This window comes from Pseudomonas sp. JQ36, from assembly GCF_053851495.1.
In genome coordinates, this window is the sequence record NZ_CM132642.1 from 4,516,297 (window position 1) to 4,533,625 (window position 17,329).

Here is a 17,329-nt window from a genome sequence, read left to right on the forward strand (position 1 = left end):
CGGGCATGCTCGTTGACCCGTTGACTGACACACCTACACTTATCGGCCATCACTCCCAAAGGAATAGCCCTGATGAAAGCCGTGCTGTGCAAAGCCTTCGGCCCTGCCGAATCGCTGGTGCTGGAAGACGTCGCCAGTCCTGTCGCGAAGAAGAACGAAATCCTGCTGGAGGTGCACGCCGCCGGGGTCAACTTCCCGGACACGCTGATCATCGAGGGCAAGTATCAGTTCAAGCCGCCCTTCCCGTTTTCGCCGGGGGGCGAAGCGGCCGGCGTGGTCAGCGCCGTCGGTGAAAAGGTCAGTCATCTGAAAGTCGGCGACCGGGTCATGGCCCTGACCGGCTGGGGCAGCTTCGCCGAACAGGTCGCGGTGCCGGGTTACAACGTGCTGCCGATCCCGCCGTCGATGGATTTCAACACCGCCGCCGCGTTCAGCATGACCTACGGCACCTCGATGCACGCTCTCAAGCAACGGGCCAACCTGCAACCGGGCGAAACCCTGTTGGTGCTCGGCGCGTCCGGGGGCGTCGGCCTGGCGGCGGTGGAAATCGGCAAAGCCATGGGTGCCCGGGTCATCGCCGCCGCCAGCAGTGCGGAGAAACTCGCGGTGGCCAAGGCCGCCGGCGCCGATGAGGTGATCAACTACAGCGAAACCAGCCTCAAGGACGAAATCAAACGCCTCACCGACGGCCAGGGCGCCGACGTGATCTACGACCCGGTCGGTGGCGACCTGTTTGACCAGGCCATCCGCGCCATCGCCTGGAACGGCCGGCTGCTGGTGGTCGGCTTCGCCAGCGGACGCATCCCGGAACTGCCGGTCAACCTCGCGCTGCTCAAGGGCGCCGCGGTACTCGGCGTGTTCTGGGGCTCCTTCGCCCAGCGCCAGCCGCAGGACAACGCGGAGAACTTCCAGCAACTGTTCGGCTGGTTCGCCGAAGGCAAGTTGAAACCGCTGGTGTCGCAGGTGTATCCGCTGAGCAACGCGGCGCAGGCGATCAACGATCTGGGGCAGCGCAAGGCGGTGGGCAAGGTGGTGGTGCAGGTGCGCTGAGTTTATTACGGCCGGTGACCTCTCGGAGCCGGCCTGATTCGCGCCAGGCAGCAACACGGCGTCGCTGGCTATCAAAGCAACTCACGAACCTCTCCCGACAGAAAACTCATGTAGCTACGCATAGGGGCTTCCCGGCAGCCTCTGACGATCATCGGTACGCGCCGGTTCATCTTGGCGATGATTGCCAGACGTTGTTCATCGGCCAACTGACTCTTGAGAATCACGTTGGAAACGTAAGCACGGGTGTAATTAAACACTTCTGCGTCGACCCACGCGTGCTCAGGCATGTTCCTGAAACTGTCATTGATGACGCGACACTTTACTGACCTCAGCCACTGGTTGATGTTGATCGGCTGGTCCCTGGCCAATCGAAAGAGCATCGGCGCCACGACGGGCTGTTCCGCAGGCCGACCGTCTTCAACCGTCCAGGGCCTGAAGCGCCACTGTGTTATGGCGTCTTTGACCGCCTCAGCCAGATCGGGGTGATCACTTTGCACGATGTCGATAGCGCTGACCGAGCCATCGGCCTTGACGATAAAGCTGACCCTGACCTCGCCTCCGACCCCTGCCCTGGCCAACCTCTTCGGGTAAATCGGCTGAGGATTGTTTTCAGGTATGAGTAATCCTTCTGCCGCCAGTGCCAGACTGAAGATCGTCAATAAAAGCCCCGCAAAAAACCACCGCATGATCGCGCCCCTTCCCTATTGAGATGCCTGTCCGGCAACAACAGAAAGGTTACGGAGCACTGCCATTTAACTGAATGGCGCAGCTTCGCTTTTGGATGCAGGACATTTCCTGATCCCGATGAGAAATCTGACGAAACCGTTGGGCAAATGGCAGCAGGTAAATTTTCTGACGGACGTTTAGCCGCCGTTCGGCCCTGCAAAATCGCCCGGCAACAGATGCTCCTGCACCTTCAGACTGCGAGACGGAATCAGCCGGCCCTTGTCATCAAAGCGCAGGACGATCAGCCAGTCGAAGACATCATCCGGCCATTTTTCCTGGCCCATCAGCGCTGTGGGGTCACCGCCAAAGGCTTTGAGCAGTTTATTGATATGGCCGTGGTGCCAGGCGATCAGCACCGTCTGCGCCTGATTGCTCTTACGCAACAGTTTGACCAGTTGATGCAAGTCGCCATTGGCGTAGGGCTGCTCAATCGCAAGGTTCAGGCGCTGGGCCAGCGGGGTCAGGGTCAGGCGCGAGCGCGAGCTCTGCGGGGTGTCGCCGGCAGCGATCAAACGCTGGGGCGTGAGTGTCTGGCCGTCGAGTTTCAGCGGATTGAAATAGTCGACGTAGGCGGCCGCTCGCTGTTCGCCTCGGGTATTAAGCGCCGATCCCGTATCCGGTTTTTCCGCATGCCGAATGATCAGCACCGTGGCGTTGCGCAAACCGGAATGGGCGGGATGATCGGTGACGATCAATGTCAGCAACACGACGGCAAGTCCCGCTGCCGCCAAAAATCTTGGCACCAACATGCGAACCTTCAGTGACATTTCTTATCTCGGCTGATCAATCGGTTGAACGGGCCGCGAGTCTAAGTCACCTCATGCTCATACGTAGTGAAAACGCCCTGTTCTTACAGCTGAGCGACAGGTTCGTAAAGGAACGCGCGACTTCCAACATTTCCGCTATTTGGTCGATGCGAACCGGTGCTATTTTCGGTAACGAAACTGTAACATTCGCATCCGCAGTCAAAACAAGAAATCTGGAGCTCTTGAATGTTTGCTTTCTTTCGTCCCGCCGCACATCAGGCTCCATTGCCTGAAGAAAAAATAGACAGCACTTACCGACGCCTGCGCTGGCAGATCTTCGCCGGTATTTTCTTTGGCTACGCGGGTTACTACCTGCTGCGCAAAAACTTCTCGCTGGCCATGCCGTACCTGATCGACGAGGGCTACAGCCGTGGCGATCTGGGTCTGGCGATGTCGGCCATCGCCATTGCCTACGGTCTGTCAAAGTTCCTGATGGGCCTGGTGTCCGACCGTTCCAACCCGCGCTACTTCCTGCCATTCGGCCTGCTGGTGTCGGCCGGGGTGATGTTCATTTTCGGTTTTGCGCCGTGGGCGACGTCCAGCGTGACCATGATGTTCATCCTGCTGTTCATCAACGGCTGGGCCCAGGGCATGGGCTGGCCGCCGAGCGGACGCACCATGGTGCACTGGTGGTCGCAGAAGGAACGTGGCGGCGTGGTCTCGGTGTGGAACGTGGCGCATAACGTCGGCGGCGGCCTGATCGGCCCGCTGTTTCTGCTCGGCATGGGCCTGTTCAACGACTGGCACGCGGCGTTCTACGTACCGGCAGCGGTAGCGCTGGGCGTGGCGGTGTTTGCCTTCATCACCATGCGCGACACCCCGCAATCGGTTGGCCTGCCGCCGATCGAGAAGTACAAGAACGATTACCCGGAAGGCTACGACGCCAGCCACGAAGACGAATTCAGCGCCAAGGAAATCTTCGTCAAATACGTGCTGCGCAACAAAATGCTCTGGTACATCGCTATGGCCAACGTCTTCGTCTACCTGCTGCGCTACGGCGTACTGGACTGGGCGCCGACCTACCTGAAAGAAGCCAAGGGTTTCACCGTGGATAAAACCTCGTGGGCCTATTTCTTCTACGAGTGGGCAGGTATTCCGGGCACTCTGCTGTGCGGCTGGATGTCGGACAAGATCTTCCGTGGCAACCGTGGCCTGACCGGCATGGTGTTCATGGCGCTGGTGACCGTGGCGACCCTGGTTTACTGGCTGAATCCGGCTGGCAACCCGACCGTGGACATGATCGCGCTGTTCTCGATCGGCTTCCTGATCTACGGCCCGGTGATGCTGATCGGCCTGCAGGCGCTGGAACTGGCACCGAAGAAAGCCGCCGGCACGGCTGCGGGCTTCACCGGTCTGTTCGGTTACCTGGGTGGTTCGGTCGCGGCAAGTGCAGCGATGGGCTACACCGTTGACCACTTCGGCTGGGACGGCGGTTTTGTCCTGCTGGTGGGCGCTTGCCTGCTGTCGATGGCCTTCCTGGCCCCGACGCTATGGCACAAGCAAGTCGCCAGTCAGAGCCGCGAAGCGGTCGCTTGATCGCTTTGTGATTTACAGCGCTTGAGCCGCGCCTCCAGATTGCGGTCTGGCATGGCGTGGCTGCGCAGGGCGTGGGCGGTCTGCTCGACATAATCGCGAGTGGTGCCGTAACGCCCGCAAGCGCTTTCGAACACCTGACTCAGCACGTGATCCGGCAAGTTGCCGGCATAGCTGGGCAGGTGTCGCTCCAAAACAAATCCTAACGCCTGAACCTGACTGCCATCTTCGAGCCGGCAGTTGAGCCAGTGCGGGCGATAGGACGGGAACGGCATCTCGCGTTTCCACAGCGCATACAGCGCACTGTCGAGGTTGTCTTCCGGCAGCCGATAAGCGAAGCCGCTGCACGAACCGCCACGATCCAGACCAAATACCAGCCCGGGCATTTCCGGCGTTCCGCGGTGTTCGTGCGACCACAGGTACAAGCCACGATGGTAGCCATGGACTCGCCCGCGCACCCGCTCCACAGCCGTACATTCCGGGCGCCAGATCAGCGAACCGTAGGCGAACAGCCACACCGGGCCGCCCTTGTGGCGCGCCATGGTCGATTGCATGGAAGCGAGAAGTTGTTCGTGAGTCAGCTGCGGCCCAAGATCGAGCCGCGGAGGGTAATTCAAATTCAGAAAAGCGTTTTCAATGGCGCTCATGGCGAATAGCGTTCAGCTCCCCGCGGGTAAAGAATTACTTAATAGAACGCACCGCTGTAACAATAAGGCACATAGGTTTTAAGGCAATTTGAGTGCCATGGCACAATTCTTAATTGATTGCCTGTTGGATATATAACCTAGCGGTATTTATGCAATTACATAAATACCGATCGGCTATATGGCGAGTTATAAAGAATCAGGAACGGGGAGCGTAAGCGAATACGTCTGCGCGCATTTGATGGGCATCCATCCCCGCGTCAACCAGCGCATCCAGCGTGCCATAGACCATGGCCGGCGAACCGCTGGCATAGACGTGCAGGGGCTTCAGATCGGCGAAGTCTTCGCACACGGCCTGGTGCAACATCCCGCAGCGGCCTTCCCAACCGCACTGATCGCTGACGACTTTGTGCAGGAACAGGTTGGGCAACTTCAACCATTCGTCCCAATGCTCGATGTCGTAGAAATCTTCCGGACGGCGTACGCCCCAGTACAGATGCACCGGGTGTTTGAAACCGTTGGCGCGGCAATGTTCGATCAGGCTGTGGATCTGGCCCATGCCGGTACCGGCGGCGATCAGTACCAGCGGCCCGTCAGGCAACTCGGCGAGGTGGGTGTCGCCGAATGGCAGCTCGACGCGCACCATCGCGTTGCGTTGCAACTGCTCGATCAGGCTCAGTGCACTGGCTTCGCGCGCCAGCACATGGATTTCCAGATCACGCCCGCCGTGCGGCGCCGAGGCCATGGAGAACGCCGACTTCTCGCCGTTCTCACGCTCGATCATCAGGTACTGCCCGGCGTGATAACGCGGCGGCTTGCCGGCCGGCGCACGCAGGCGTACGCGCCAGGTGTCGCCGCCGACATCCCGGCATTCGATGACCTGACACGACAGGCTGCGCACCGGCAGTTCTCCCAGCGCGAGCACGCCATCCCACAGCAGGACGCAGTCTTCCAGCGGCTCGGCTATGCAAGTGTAGAACTCGCCGTGGTCATGCACCTTGCCGGCCTGCTCGACCCGGCCTTCCACCAATAGCGCCGCACACACATGGCAATTGCCGTTGCGGCAGCTTTGCGGGCAGTCGTAGCCCAGGCGCCGCGCACCATCGAGAATCCGCTCGCCGGGCCGTATCTCAAGCACCGCTCCGGAGGGCTGCAGGGTTACACGCATCAATCTATTCCTAACTGATTCCAGATGGCATCGATCCGCTGGGTGACGGCGTCGTCCTTGACGATTACGCGGCCCCACTCGCGAGTGGTTTCGCCCGGCCATTTGTGGGTGGCATCCAGGCCCATTTTCGAGCCCAGGCCGGACACCGGCGAGGCGAAGTCGAGGTAGTCGATCGGCGTGTTGTCGATCATCACCGTGTCGCGCTTGGGGTCCATGCGCGTGGTGATGGCCCAGATCACGTCGTTCCAGTCCCGGGCGTTGATATCGTCGTCAGTGACGATAACGAACTTGGTGTACATGAACTGTCGTAAAAACGACCAGACACCGAGCATCACGCGCTTGGCATGCCCCGGATACGACTTCTTCATCGTCACCACGGCCATGCGGTACGAGCAGCCTTCCGGCGGCAGGTAGAAGTCGGTGATTTCCGGGAACTGCTTCTGCAGGATCGGCACGAACACTTCGTTCAACGCCACGCCGAGGATCGCCGGCTCATCCGGCGGTCGGCCGGTGTAGGTGCTGTGGTAGATCGGTTTGACCCGGTGGGTGATGCGCTCGACGGTGAACACCGGGAAGCTGTCGACTTCGTTGTAGTAACCGGTGTGGTCGCCGTACGGGCCTTCGTCGGCCATTTCGCCCGGATGGATCACGCCTTCGAGGATGATCTCGGCAGTGGCCGGCACTTGCAGGTCGTTGCCACGGCATTTGACCAGCTCGGTGCGATTACCGCGCAGCAGGCCGGCAAAGGCGTATTCGGAGAGGCTGTCCGGCACCGGCGTCACGGCGCCGAGGATGGTCGCAGGGTCGGCGCCCAGCGCCACGGAGACCGGGAACGGCTGGCCCGGGTGCTTCTCGCACCACTCGCGGAAGTCCAGCGCACCGCCACGATGGCTGAGCCAGCGCATGATCACCTTGTTGCGGCCGATCACTTGCTGACGGTAGATACCGAGGTTCTGGCGATCCTTGTTCGGGCCTTTGGTGACGGTCAGGCCCCAGGTGATCAGCGGGCCGACGTCGCCGGGCCAGCAGGTCTGCACCGGCAGCATCGCCAGGTCGACGTCGTCGCCTTCGATGACCACTTCCTGGCACACCGCGTCTTTGACGACTTTGGGCGCCATCGAGATGATCTTGCGGAAGATCGGCAGCTTCGACCACGCATCCTTCAAGCCCTTCGGCGGCTCCGGCTCCTTAAGGAAGGCCAGCAGCTTGCCGATCTCGCGCAGTTCGCTGACCGACTCGGCGCCCATGCCCATGGCCACCCGCTCGGGGGTGCCGAACAGGTTGCCGAGCACCGGAATGTCGTAGCCGGTGGGTTTCTCGAACAGCAGCGCCGGGCCCTTGGCCCGCAGTGTGCGGTCGCACACCTCGGTCATCTCCAGCACCGGCGAGACGGGAATCTGGATGCGTTTCAACTCTCCGCGCTGCTCAAGCTGCTGCACGAAATCCCGAAGATCCTTGAATTTCATTGACGATGGCACCCTCAAAATAGGCGTACATCCTACCTGCTATGCCGGCCTGTGGCAGCCTGTCGCTGCTTACTTGGCTGCATTGGTCTGCGTTTTTCCACGGTTTTCCCGGGCTTGCAGGCCGATAAACAGCGGCTCGAGGATCGGCGCCACAAACCGCGCACCGACTTCGGACAGGTGGTTGTCATCGGTGTACAGCGAGTATCCGCCCAGTTCGGCGTGGCACAGGCCTTTGTCATCACACAGCCGCGGCGCCGGATCGACCACGCGCACCGCCGGATCCTCCTGCGCCAGTTGCGCGAACAACTGACTGATGAACACCTGACGTTTGTGGTGGGCTTCGACGTCCAGCCCGACGTCATCCACCGGGCGATCGAGCATCGCCAGCCGCGTCAGCCGATACGGCGGGCTGAACGCCTGCAACGGCGCCTCTTTCACCAGCCATACGCGATGCCCGGCCGCCCGCAATTGCGCCACGCGAGTGCGCAGGCCTTCAGCCAGACGTCGTTCGGCGTCGGCGCGGTCGTAGCGGCCGTCAGGCGTTCTCAATACATGGCCGAGATCGCCTTTGGCGTCGCCGTACAGATACAGGCTCCAGCGTGCGACCAGCACCACATCGCTCACCGATTGGGTTTTCAGCCCCTGCTCGACCCGCTTGTTGAAGCGCGCACAGACACCGTCATGCTCCAGCCCGTCGACCGGAATACAGCCCGGAGAACTGGCCAGAATCACGCTGACACCGTGAGCTTTGGCACCGTCATCGAACACCGGGATCAGCGCCGTGGCGTGACTGTCGCCCCAGACCATCGCACGGGTCGGCAGATCCGTCATGCCGTAATGGCAGAACAGCTTGTCGTCCGGGGTCTTGTCATCCGCCAGACAGGCCATCAGCTCCGGCCGCCATTCGCGACCCTTGGCGTATTGCAGTGCCTGCTCGGACAGGCGCCATGGCAGGCCATCGGTCCAGCGCAGCGATTGCCCGGCCAGACCGAGCAGCAGAATCCCGCAGAAACCGGCCAACAGAATCTGCCGACGACCGGCGAGCAAGCGCCGCTCACGGAACGGCGTTTCGACGAACTTCCACGACAGATAACCCAGCACCAGGGTCAGCAGGATCAACCCGGCCGTGTCGAGCGCGCCCGGCTCATCGACACTGGCGTAGCTGGAAAATACGAACACCGGCCAATGCCACAAATACCAGGAATAGGAAATCAGACCGAGGCCGACCATCACCCGGCTGCTCAACAATTGACCAACCAGCGTTTCGCGATGACCGTTGGCCAGAATCAGCAGCACCACGCCCAGCACTGGCAACAACGCGGTGGCCCCCGGAAACGGCGTCGACTTGTCGTAGACAAACACCGCCAGCAGGATCAAACCCATGCCGAGCAGGCTCAAGGCCTGGGCAGCCATCGGTTTCAAGCGCCACGCGTGTTTCGGCGCGACCGCCAGCATCGCCCCGGCGAGCAATTCCCAGGCGCGCATCGGCAACAGGAAGAAAGCCTTTTCCGGATGATGCTGGATCGCCCACACACTCAGCCCGAACGACACCAGCAGCACGCCGAACAGCGCCAGCCGCCAGTGTTTCAAGCGGTTCGAGAGCAACGTCAGCAGCAGTGGGAAGATGATGTAGAACTGCTCCTCCACTGCCAGCGACCATGTATGCAGCAACGGTTTCAGGTCAGAGGCGACGTCGAAATAGCCGTCCTGGCGCATGAACAGGATGTTCGAGACGAACATCACCTGATAGCGCACCGAGCGCCCCAGCTCTTCATAGTCCTTAGGCGCCAGCAGGAACCAGCCCACCGCCAGCACCGCAATGATCATCGCAAACAGCGCCGGCAGAATCCGCCGCGCACGCCGCGCCCAGAACTCGACGAAGCTGAAACGCCCGGCCTGACGCTGGTTCCAGATGATCGAGGTGATGAGGTAGCCGGAAATCACGAAGAACACGTCAACGCCGACAAAACCGCCGGTAAACCCCGGGACGCCAAAGTGGAACAGCACCACGGCGATCACCGCGACTGCGCGCAGGCCGTCGATATCCCTTCGATAAGCGAGTGTGCTCATAAAATCTTTAATGCCAATCAGGTGGTGGTTTTTTATACAGCGCGAGCCCGAGTCGAAAGGCTCGCAAACGCTGCGGGTTGTATTGCCCGATCACAGACCTTACCAGATCGGGAACCTCCCATAATCCGGACAAAATTCAGGCAAAAAAATGGCGCCCCGCACGGGACGCCATTTTTATCGGATCAACCGGCGATGTTACTTGCGCTTCATCGACAGGAAGAACTCGTCGTTGGTCTTGGTCGTTTTCAACTTGTCGACCAGGAACTCGATGGCAGCCACTTCATCCATCGGGTGCAGCAGCTTGCGCAGGATCCACATGCGCTGCAGTTCGTCGTCGGCGGTCAGCAACTCTTCGCGGCGGGTGCCGGAGCGGTTGATGTTGATGGCCGGGAACACACGCTTCTCGGCGATCTTGCGATCCAGAGGCAGTTCCATGTTGCCGGTACCCTTGAACTCTTCGTAGATCACTTCGTCCATCTTCGAGCCGGTTTCAACCAGCGCGGTGGCGATAATGGTCAGCGAGCCGCCTTCTTCGATGTTTCGTGCAGCACCGAAGAAACGCTTCGGTTTCTCCAGGGCGTGAGCATCGACACCACCGGTCAGCACCTTGCCGGAGCTCGGAATCACGGTGTTGTAGGCACGGGCCAGACGGGTGATGGAGTCGAGCAGGATCACCACGTCCTTCTTGTGTTCGACCAGGCGCTTGGCCTTCTCGATCACCATCTCGGCAACCTGCACGTGACGGGTCGGCGGCTCGTCGAAGGTCGAGGCAACCACTTCGCCGCGCACGGTGCGCTGCATTTCGGTCACTTCTTCCGGACGTTCGTCGATCAACAGCACGATCAGGTGAACTTCAGGGTTGTTACGCGCGATGTTCGCCGCGATGTTCTGCAGCATGATCGTTTTACCGGCTTTCGGCGGTGCAACGATCAGACCGCGCTGGCCTTTGCCGATCGGGGCGCACAGGTCGATCACACGACCGGTCAAGTCTTCGGTGGAACCGTTACCGGCTTCCATCTTCATGCGCACGGTCGGGAACAGCGGGGTCAGGTTCTCGAAGAGAATCTTGTTCTTCGCGTTCTCCGGACGATCGAAGTTGATCGTGTCGACCTTGAGCAGAGCGAAGTAACGCTCGCCTTCCTTCGGAGGGCGGATCTTGCCAACGATGGTGTCACCGGTGCGCAAGTTGAAACGACGGATCTGGCTCGGCGAGACGTAGATATCGTCCGGGCCGGCGAGGTAGGAAGCGTCAGCGGAGCGCAGGAAGCCGAAGCCGTCCTGGAGAATCTCCAGCACGCCATCACCGGAGATTTCCTCGCCGCTTTTCGCGTGCTTTTTCAGCAGGGAGAAAATCACGTCCTGCTTGCGCGAACGGGCCATATTTTCTATGCCCATCTGTTCGGCCAATTCGAGCAGTTCGGTAATCGGCTTTTGCTTGAGTTCAGTCAGATTCATATAGGAATGACGTAATCATTTATGGAGGGGGGAAATTAAGCTTTTGGCTTAATGAGGCCGCGCCGCGGAGAAGGCGACAGGATCGCGAACTTGTTCGAAAAGGAGTGCGTCGGCGACGGCTAGCAGGGGGCAGTGGAGAAACCAGTGCGGGGCCGAATGTACCACCTGAGTTTCGGAGCGTCTAGCCCTGAATACGCAAAAAGCCCCGCAAATTGCGAGGCTTTTTTTCGGCGATTTACTGCGACGCTTAGATGTTGGCGTCGAGGAAAGCAGCCAGTTGCGACTTCGACAGGGCGCCGACCTTGGTCGCTTCAACGTTGCCGTTCTTGAACAGCATCAGGGTCGGGATACCACGCACGCCGTGCTTGGCCGGGGTTTCCTGGTTTTCGTCGATGTTCAGTTTGGCGACGGTCAGCTTGCCTTTGTAAGTCTCGGCAATCTCGTCCAGAACCGGAGCGATCATTTTGCAAGGGCCGCACCATTCAGCCCAGTAGTCGACCAGTACAGCGCCTTCGGCCTTGAGTACGTCGGCTTCGAAGCTGGCGTCGCTAACGTGTTTGATCAGATCGCTGCTCATGGAATTCTCCAGGTTGTAAGCAAAAAAACGTGGCCCATCATAGCCGCCCTTCCCCTGTTCAGGAAGCCGCAGTTGATTGAGTCTTGCTATGGCACTCGATGAGTCTGGGTATAGCCCAAGTCACGCCGTGGCGGGGGCAATGAAGGAAATTCCGGTGCGCAGGGCGGCGTTGCGCACGTGTTCCTGCATGGCCTTCTGGGCCGCAGCGGACGCCCGGCGCGCGAGGGCACGAAGGATCTTGCGGTGTTCCTGCCAGGTTTCCATCGCCCGTTCGGCGCGGATGAACGGTAGCTTCTGGCTCTCCAGAAAGATCTCGGCACTGGCGGTGAGGATGCTCAGCATCGCCTGATTGCCGCTGGCCAGCAGAATGCGCCGGTGGAATTCGAAGTCGAGTTTCGCCGCGGCCTCGAAGTCGCCGGCCTTCAATTGCTCACGCATCGCCGCGACGTTGTCCTCCAGCGCATCCAGATCGAACGTGCTCAAGGTCACCGCTGCCAGCCCGGCGGCAAAGCCCTCCAGCGCATAGCGCAACTGAAAGATGTCGAGCGGCGAGGCCTGCGCTGCGAACGGCCAGCCCTGTGCATTGTCACCCTGCGCAATTTCCACCGGCGCCTGTACGAACACGCCTTTGCCTGGCTGGATGCTGACCACACCCAGCGCACTGAGCGACGACAACGCCTCACGCAATGACGCCCGACTGACCCCCAGTTGCACCGCCAGATCCCGTTGCGACGGCAACGCATCACCCGCACCAAAACCCTGTTCGGTGATCAGTTTGCGTATGGCTTGCAGCGCCACTTCGGGTACGGCGCGGGAGATCGAGTTCATGGTTTTTCAGACGAGCCAGGCCAAGGTGCGGCTAGTTGTAAAGCTATTCGCCGGATCCGGCAAGTCGTGCCCCAGCGGGGTTCGGCGCCCGCTGCCGGTGCGCCATCGGGGTGCGAAAAACAACCTGACTGTTCAGACCAGTAAGACCGAATAAACCCGGCAAACCCGCGGCCTGCCGGGGATAAATCCGGGTATTGGCACGGCCCGTGCTCTGTCCGATCGCAGAAATCACTTCCCGTCGATCCGGAGATTTGCCATGACCCTGCGTTACCGAGCCCTCCTCGCCGCTCTGTTTTCCAGCCTGATGCTGAGCCAGATCCCCGCCCACGCCGATGGCCTGGAAGACGTGGTCAAACGCGGCACACTGAAAGTCGCCGTGCCTCAGGACTTCCCGCCATTCGGCTCGGTCGGCCCGGACATGAAACCTCGTGGCCTGGACATCGATACGGCAAAACTGCTGGCTGACCAGCTCAAGGTCAAACTTGAGCTGACGCCGGTCAACAGCACCAACCGCATCCCGTTCCTCACCACCGGCAAGGTCGATCTGGTGATCTCCAGCCTCGGCAAAAACCCGGATCGCGAGAAAGTCATCGACTTCTCCCACGCCTACGCACCGTTCTATCTCGCGGTGTTCGGGCCGCCTGATGCCGCCATCACCACGCTCGACGACCTCAAGGGCAAAACCATCAGCGTCACCCGTGGCGCGATCGAAGACATCGAGCTGAGCAAAGTCGCCCCCGAAGGCGTGACCATCAAACGCTTCGAGGACAACAACTCCACCATCGCCGCCTACCTCGCAGGGCAAGTCGATCTGATCGCCAGCGGCAACGTGGTGATGGTCGCGATCAGCGAGAAGAACCCGAAACGCGTGCCGGCGCTGAAAGTGAAGCTCAAGGATTCGCCGGTCTACGTCGGCGTGAACAAGAACGAGCCGGCGCTGCTGGGCAAGGTCAACGAGATCCTCGCCACCGCCAAGGCCGACGGCGCGCTGGAGAAAAACTCGCAGACCTGGCTCAAAGAGCCGCTGCCGGCCGATCTCTGATCGACTGCGCGGGAGACCTTCATGGCTTATCAATTCGATTTCATGCCGGTGGTGCAAAACACCGACCTGTTGCTGCGCGGCGCCCTGTTCACCCTGGAACTGACGGCCATTGGCGCAGTGCTCGGAGTCGGCGTGGGCATCGTCGGCGCGCTGGTAAGGGCGTGGAACATCCGCCCGTTCTCGGCACTCTTCGGCGTCTACGTCGAGTTGATCCGCAACACGCCGTTCCTGGTGCAGTTGTTCTTCATCTTCTTCGGCCTGCCGTCGCTTGGGGTGCAGATTTCCGAGTGGCAGGCAGCGGTGCTAGCGATGGTGATCAACCTCGGTGCGTATTCGACCGAGATCATCCGCGCCGGCATCCAGGCGATTCCGCGCGGGCAACTGGAGGCTGCTGCCGCACTGGCGATGAGCCGTTTCGAAGCGTTCCGCCACGTGATTCTGTTGCCGGCCCTGGGCAAGGTCTGGCCGGCCCTGAGCAGCCAGATCATCATCGTCATGCTCGGCTCGGCGGTGTGTTCGCAGATCGCCACCGAGGAGCTGAGCTTCGCTGCCAACTTCATTCAGTCGCGCAACTTCCGCGCCTTTGAAACCTATGCGCTGACCACGCTGATCTACCTGTGCATGGCGCTGCTGATCCGCCAATTGCTGAACTGGATCGGCCGCCGCTATATCGCGAGGAGCAGCCGATGAGCGACTTCACCTTCTGGGACATCCTGCGCAACCTGCTCACCGGCCTGCAATGGACGCTGGCGTTGTCGCTGGTGGCGTTCATTGGCGGCGGGATCGTCGGGCTGCTGATTCTGATCATGCGCATCTCGAAAAACCCGTTGCCGAGCAATATCGCCCGCACCTGGATCGAGCTGTTCCAGGGCACACCGCTGCTGATGCAGCTGTTTCTGGTGTTCTTCGGCGTGGCGCTGGCCGGAATCGAGATCTCGCCGTGGATGGCGGCAGCCATTGCCCTGACATTGTTCACCAGCGCCTATCTGGCGGAGATCTGGCGCGGTTGCGTCGAAGCGATCCCCAATGGCCAATGGGAAGCCTCGTCGAGTCTGGCGCTGAATCCGCTGGAGCAACTGCGCTACGTGATCCTGCCGCAAGCGCTGCGCATCGCTGTGGCGCCGACCGTGGGCTTCTCGGTGCAGGTGGTCAAGGGCACTGCGGTGACCTCGATCATCGGTTTCACCGAGCTGACCAAGACCGGCGGCATGCTCGCCAACGCCACTTTCGAACCGTTCATGGTCTACGGCCTCGTCGCCCTCGGCTATTTCCTGCTCTGCTACCCCTTGTCGCTCAGTGCGCGCTACCTGGAAAGGAGACTGCATGCCTCTGCTTAGAATTTCCGCCCTGCATAAATACTACGGCGACCATCATGTGCTCAAAGGCATCGACCTGAGCGTCGAGGAAGGCCAGGTAGTGGCGATCATCGGCCGCAGCGGCTCGGGCAAATCCACCCTGCTGCGCACGCTCAACGGCCTGGAGTCGATCAACGATGGGGTGATCGAAGTCGACGGCGAATACCTCGACGCCGCCCGCGCCGACCTGCGCAGTCTGCGGCAGAAAGTCGGCATGGTGTTCCAGCAGTTCAACCTGTTCCCGCACCTGACCGTCGGCGAGAACGTGATGCTCGCGCCACAAGTGGTGCAGAAAGTACCGAAGACCAAAGCGGCCGAACTGGCGCGCAAGATGTTGGAGCGCGTCGGGCTGGGGGAGAAGTTCGATGCCTTCCCGGATCGGTTGTCTGGCGGGCAGCAACAGCGGGTAGCGATTGCCCGCGCGCTGGCGATGTCGCCGAAAGTGTTGCTGTGCGATGAAATCACCTCGGCGCTGGATCCGGAACTGGTCAACGAAGTGCTCGCCGTGGTCAGGCAACTGGCCAAGGAAGGCATGACGCTGATCATGGTCACCCACGAAATGCGCTTTGCCCGGGAAGTCGGCGACAAACTGGTGTTCATGCACCATGGCAAGGTGCATGAGGTGGGGGATCCGAAGGTGTTGTTTGCCAATCCGCAGACGGCGGAGCTGGCGAATTTCATTGGTACGGTTGAAGCGACAGCCTGAAGGTTATTCAGGGACTTTAGCGGCCCCTTCGCGGGCAAGCCCGCTCCCACAGGGTTCTGCGGCGGAACATGATTGTGTGCTCGCCGCAAAACCTGTGGGAGCGGGCTTGCCCGCGATTGACCGCGCCGCGGTCTCAAGCTTTTATGCGCAGGATCAACGGTTTGAACCATGCGCGTTGGCGTCAGCGTTTGATCGTGGCACGATGGCGGGGTTATCGACCGAGACCCCCTGACCATGCCGCAATCCAAAGCCAAGAATCTGTCCCTGATCGCCGCAATCGACCTGGGCTCCAACAGCTTCCACATGGTCGTGGCCAAGGCCCAGAACGGTGAAATCCGCATCCTGGAGCGCCTCGGAGAGAAAGTGCAGCTCGCCGCCGGCATCGACGATGAGCGCCATCTCAACGAAGAATCGATGCAGCGCGGCCTCGACTGCCTCAAGCGTTTTGCCCAACTGATCAACGGCATGCCGCTGGGCGCCGTGCGGATCGTCGGCACCAACGCCCTGCGTGAAGCGCGCAATCGCCTGGAATTCATCCACCGCGCCGAAGAAATTCTCGGTCACCCGGTGGAAGTCATCTCCGGCCGTGAAGAAGCGCGCCTGATTTATCTGGGCGTTTCGCACACCCTCGCCGACACCCCGGGCAAGCGTCTGGTGGCCGACATCGGCGGCGGCAGTACCGAATTCATCATCGGCCAGCGTTTTGAACCGCTGCTGCGCGAAAGCCTGCAAATGGGCTGCGTCAGCTTCACCCAGCGCTACTTCAAGGACGGCAAGATCACCCCGGCCCGTTACGCCCAGGCCTACACCGCGGCGCGGCTGGAGATCATGAGCATCGAGCACGCCCTGCACCGCCTGACCTGGGATGAAGCCATCGGCTCCTCGGGCACCATCCGCGCCATCGGTCTGGCGCTGAAAGCCGGCGGGCATGGCACCGGCGAAGTCAACGCCGAAGGTCTGGCCTGGCTCAAACGTCGCCTGTTCAAACTGGGTGACGTCGACAAGATCGACTTCGAAGGCATCAAGCCTGACCGTCGGGCGATTTTCCCGGCGGGCCTGGCGATTCTCGAAGCGATCTTCGACGCCCTCGAACTGCAACGCATGGATCACTGCGAAGGCGCGCTGCGTGAAGGCGTGCTCTACGACCTGCTCGGCCGCCATCATCACGAAGACGTGCGTGAACGCACCCTGACTTCGCTGATGGAGCGCTATCACGTCGATCTGGAGCAAGCGGCGCGGGTAGAACGCAAAGCCCTGCACGCCTTCGATCAGGTCGCCAAAGACTGGGAGCTGGACGATGGCATCTGGCGTGAACTGCTGGGCTGGGCGGCGAAAGTCCACGAAGTCGGCCTCGACATCGCGCACTACCACTATCACAAGCACGGCGCCTACCTGATCGAGCACTCGGACCTCGCCGGGTTCTCCCGCGAAGACCAGCAAATGCTCGCCCTGCTGGTGCGCGGCCATCGCCGCAACATCCCCAAGGACAAGTTCGCCGAGTTCGGTGACGACGGCGACAAGCTGATCCGCCTGTGCGTGCTGCTGCGCTTCGCGATCCTGTTCCACCACATCCGTGGCACCCAGGCGATGCCGCAAGTGACGCTGCATGCCAAGGGCAACACCCTCGATGTGGAATTCCCGGAGAACTGGCTGGATGAGAATCAGCTGACTCAGGCCGACTTTGGCCTCGAAGCCGACTGGCTGACGCGGGTGGGCATCGTGCTAACAGTCCACTGATAACCTTGTGGCGAGGGAGCTTGCTCCCGCTGGACTGCGCAGCAGGCCTATGCTTTCAAAGGAAGGGCCGCTTCGCGCCCCAGCGGGAGCAAGCTCCCTCGCCACAGGTGGGTGAACGACAGGCACAAAAAAGGCGATCCCATGGGATCGCCTTTTTATTGGGCTG

Annotated in this window: 16 protein-coding genes; 7 read left to right on the forward strand and 9 right to left on the reverse strand. The window is 60.9% G+C overall.

What is annotated here, in order from left to right:
- The first annotated feature begins 72 nt into the window (after positions 1-72).
- The gene (locus ACS4NR_RS20400) at positions 73-1,050 is read left to right on the forward strand and encodes an NADPH:quinone oxidoreductase family protein (protein WP_456018193.1); all 978 of its coding nucleotides are present in this window, start codon (positions 73-75) and stop codon (positions 1,048-1,050) included.
- Positions 1,051-1,121: 71 nt separating this feature from the next.
- Here ACS4NR_RS20400 and ACS4NR_RS20405 read toward each other — a convergent pair whose 3' ends face one another.
- Positions 1,122-1,736 (reverse strand): energy transducer TonB, encoded by a 615-nt coding sequence (locus ACS4NR_RS20405; RefSeq protein WP_456018194.1) that lies wholly within the window; start codon positions 1,734-1,736, stop codon positions 1,122-1,124.
- 177 nt (positions 1,737-1,913) lie between these two features.
- The gene (locus ACS4NR_RS20410; protein ID WP_456018195.1) at positions 1,914-2,543 is read right to left on the reverse strand and encodes a flagellar basal body-associated protein FliL; all 630 of its coding nucleotides are present in this window, start codon (positions 2,541-2,543) and stop codon (positions 1,914-1,916) included.
- A gap of 225 nt (positions 2,544-2,768) precedes the next feature.
- Here ACS4NR_RS20410 and glpT point away from each other — a divergent pair, with 225 nt between their 5' ends.
- Entirely contained in the window at positions 2,769-4,118 is a 1,350-nt protein-coding gene (gene glpT, locus ACS4NR_RS20415) for a glycerol-3-phosphate transporter (protein WP_007911178.1), read from the forward strand.
- Here glpT and ACS4NR_RS20420 read toward each other — a convergent pair.
- From ACS4NR_RS20420 to ACS4NR_RS20450, 7 genes are all read right to left on the reverse strand, one after another.
- Positions 4,094-4,762 (reverse strand): gamma-glutamylcyclotransferase, encoded by a 669-nt coding sequence (locus tag ACS4NR_RS20420; RefSeq protein WP_095137633.1) that lies wholly within the window; start codon positions 4,760-4,762, stop codon positions 4,094-4,096. The two genes, glpT and ACS4NR_RS20420, sit on opposite strands and share 25 nt — an antisense overlap.
- 196 nt (positions 4,763-4,958) lie before the next feature.
- Entirely contained in the window at positions 4,959-5,927 is a 969-nt protein-coding gene (locus tag ACS4NR_RS20425) for a CDP-6-deoxy-delta-3,4-glucoseen reductase (RefSeq protein WP_095137634.1), read from the reverse strand.
- Positions 5,927-7,393, reverse strand: a complete 1,467-nt coding sequence (ubiD, locus tag ACS4NR_RS20430; protein ID WP_166495257.1) for a 4-hydroxy-3-polyprenylbenzoate decarboxylase — start codon at positions 7,391-7,393, stop codon at positions 5,927-5,929. The genes ACS4NR_RS20425 and ubiD overlap by 1 nt, the downstream gene beginning before the upstream one ends.
- Before the next feature lie 69 nt (positions 7,394-7,462).
- On the reverse strand, positions 7,463-9,463 hold the full coding sequence (locus ACS4NR_RS20435; protein ID WP_456018196.1) for an acyltransferase family protein: 2,001 nt from the start codon (positions 9,461-9,463) through the stop codon (positions 7,463-7,465).
- A 195-nt stretch (positions 9,464-9,658) separates the two neighbouring features.
- The gene (rho, locus tag ACS4NR_RS20440; protein WP_003229334.1) at positions 9,659-10,918 is read right to left on the reverse strand and encodes a transcription termination factor Rho; all 1,260 of its coding nucleotides are present in this window, start codon (positions 10,916-10,918) and stop codon (positions 9,659-9,661) included.
- 247 nt (positions 10,919-11,165) lie between these two features.
- Positions 11,166-11,495 (reverse strand): thioredoxin TrxA, encoded by a 330-nt coding sequence (gene trxA / locus ACS4NR_RS20445; RefSeq protein WP_003206727.1) that lies wholly within the window; start codon positions 11,493-11,495, stop codon positions 11,166-11,168.
- A 120-nt stretch (positions 11,496-11,615) separates the two neighbouring features.
- Complete coding sequence (locus tag ACS4NR_RS20450; protein ID WP_095137636.1) at positions 11,616-12,323, reverse strand: FadR/GntR family transcriptional regulator; 708 nt, start codon at positions 12,321-12,323, stop codon at positions 11,616-11,618.
- A 256-nt stretch (positions 12,324-12,579) separates the two neighbouring features.
- Between ACS4NR_RS20450 and ACS4NR_RS20455 the strand changes: the two genes are divergently transcribed.
- From ACS4NR_RS20455 to ppx, 5 genes are all read left to right on the forward strand, one after another.
- Positions 12,580-13,365 (forward strand): transporter substrate-binding domain-containing protein, encoded by a 786-nt coding sequence (locus tag ACS4NR_RS20455; protein ID WP_456018197.1) that lies wholly within the window; start codon positions 12,580-12,582, stop codon positions 13,363-13,365.
- Between the two features lie 21 nt (positions 13,366-13,386).
- Entirely contained in the window at positions 13,387-14,055 is a 669-nt protein-coding gene (locus ACS4NR_RS20460; protein ID WP_166495254.1) for an amino acid ABC transporter permease, read from the forward strand.
- Positions 14,052-14,702, forward strand: a complete 651-nt coding sequence (locus ACS4NR_RS20465; protein WP_095137639.1) for an amino acid ABC transporter permease — start codon at positions 14,052-14,054, stop codon at positions 14,700-14,702. Before ACS4NR_RS20460 ends, ACS4NR_RS20465 begins: the two co-directional genes overlap by 4 nt.
- Positions 14,689-15,426 (forward strand): amino acid ABC transporter ATP-binding protein, encoded by a 738-nt coding sequence (locus ACS4NR_RS20470; RefSeq protein ID WP_401067312.1) that lies wholly within the window; start codon positions 14,689-14,691, stop codon positions 15,424-15,426. The genes ACS4NR_RS20465 and ACS4NR_RS20470 overlap by 14 nt, the downstream gene beginning before the upstream one ends.
- A gap of 234 nt (positions 15,427-15,660) precedes the next feature.
- Complete coding sequence (gene ppx, locus ACS4NR_RS20475) at positions 15,661-17,163, forward strand: exopolyphosphatase (RefSeq protein WP_456018198.1); 1,503 nt, start codon at positions 15,661-15,663, stop codon at positions 17,161-17,163.
- Positions 17,164-17,329: the final 166 nt, after the last annotated feature.

Excerpts from the sequence above, each read along its gene's own strand:
- ACS4NR_RS20410 (WP_456018195.1), bottom strand. The coding sequence starts at position 2,543 with ATGTCACTGAAGGTTCGCATGTTGGTGCCAAGATTTTTGGCGGCAGCG.
- ppx (WP_456018198.1), top strand. The coding sequence starts at position 15,661 with ATGCCGCAATCCAAAGCCAAGAATCTGTCCCTGATCGCCGCAATCGAC.
- ACS4NR_RS20450 (WP_095137636.1), bottom strand. The coding sequence starts at position 12,323 with ATGAACTCGATCTCCCGCGCCGTACCCGAAGTGGCGCTGCAAGCCATA.
- ACS4NR_RS20405 (WP_456018194.1), bottom strand. The coding sequence starts at position 1,736 with ATGCGGTGGTTTTTTGCGGGGCTTTTATTGACGATCTTCAGTCTGGCA.
- ACS4NR_RS20425 (WP_095137634.1), bottom strand. The coding sequence starts at position 5,927 with ATGCGTGTAACCCTGCAGCCCTCCGGAGCGGTGCTTGAGATACGGCCC.
- ACS4NR_RS20435 (WP_456018196.1), bottom strand. The coding sequence starts at position 9,463 with ATGAGCACACTCGCTTATCGAAGGGATATCGACGGCCTGCGCGCAGTC.
- ACS4NR_RS20470 (WP_401067312.1), top strand. The coding sequence starts at position 14,689 with ATGCCTCTGCTTAGAATTTCCGCCCTGCATAAATACTACGGCGACCAT.
- ACS4NR_RS20455 (WP_456018197.1), top strand. The coding sequence starts at position 12,580 with ATGACCCTGCGTTACCGAGCCCTCCTCGCCGCTCTGTTTTCCAGCCTG.
- ACS4NR_RS20460 (WP_166495254.1), top strand. The coding sequence starts at position 13,387 with ATGGCTTATCAATTCGATTTCATGCCGGTGGTGCAAAACACCGACCTG.
- rho (WP_003229334.1), bottom strand. The coding sequence starts at position 10,918 with ATGAATCTGACTGAACTCAAGCAAAAGCCGATTACCGAACTGCTCGAA.
- trxA (WP_003206727.1), bottom strand. The coding sequence starts at position 11,495 with ATGAGCAGCGATCTGATCAAACACGTTAGCGACGCCAGCTTCGAAGCC.
- ubiD (WP_166495257.1), bottom strand. The coding sequence starts at position 7,393 with ATGAAATTCAAGGATCTTCGGGATTTCGTGCAGCAGCTTGAGCAGCGC.
- ACS4NR_RS20465 (WP_095137639.1), top strand. The coding sequence starts at position 14,052 with ATGAGCGACTTCACCTTCTGGGACATCCTGCGCAACCTGCTCACCGGC.
- ACS4NR_RS20420 (WP_095137633.1), bottom strand. The coding sequence starts at position 4,762 with ATGAGCGCCATTGAAAACGCTTTTCTGAATTTGAATTACCCTCCGCGG.
- glpT (WP_007911178.1), top strand. The coding sequence starts at position 2,769 with ATGTTTGCTTTCTTTCGTCCCGCCGCACATCAGGCTCCATTGCCTGAA.
- ACS4NR_RS20400 (WP_456018193.1), top strand. The coding sequence starts at position 73 with ATGAAAGCCGTGCTGTGCAAAGCCTTCGGCCCTGCCGAATCGCTGGTG.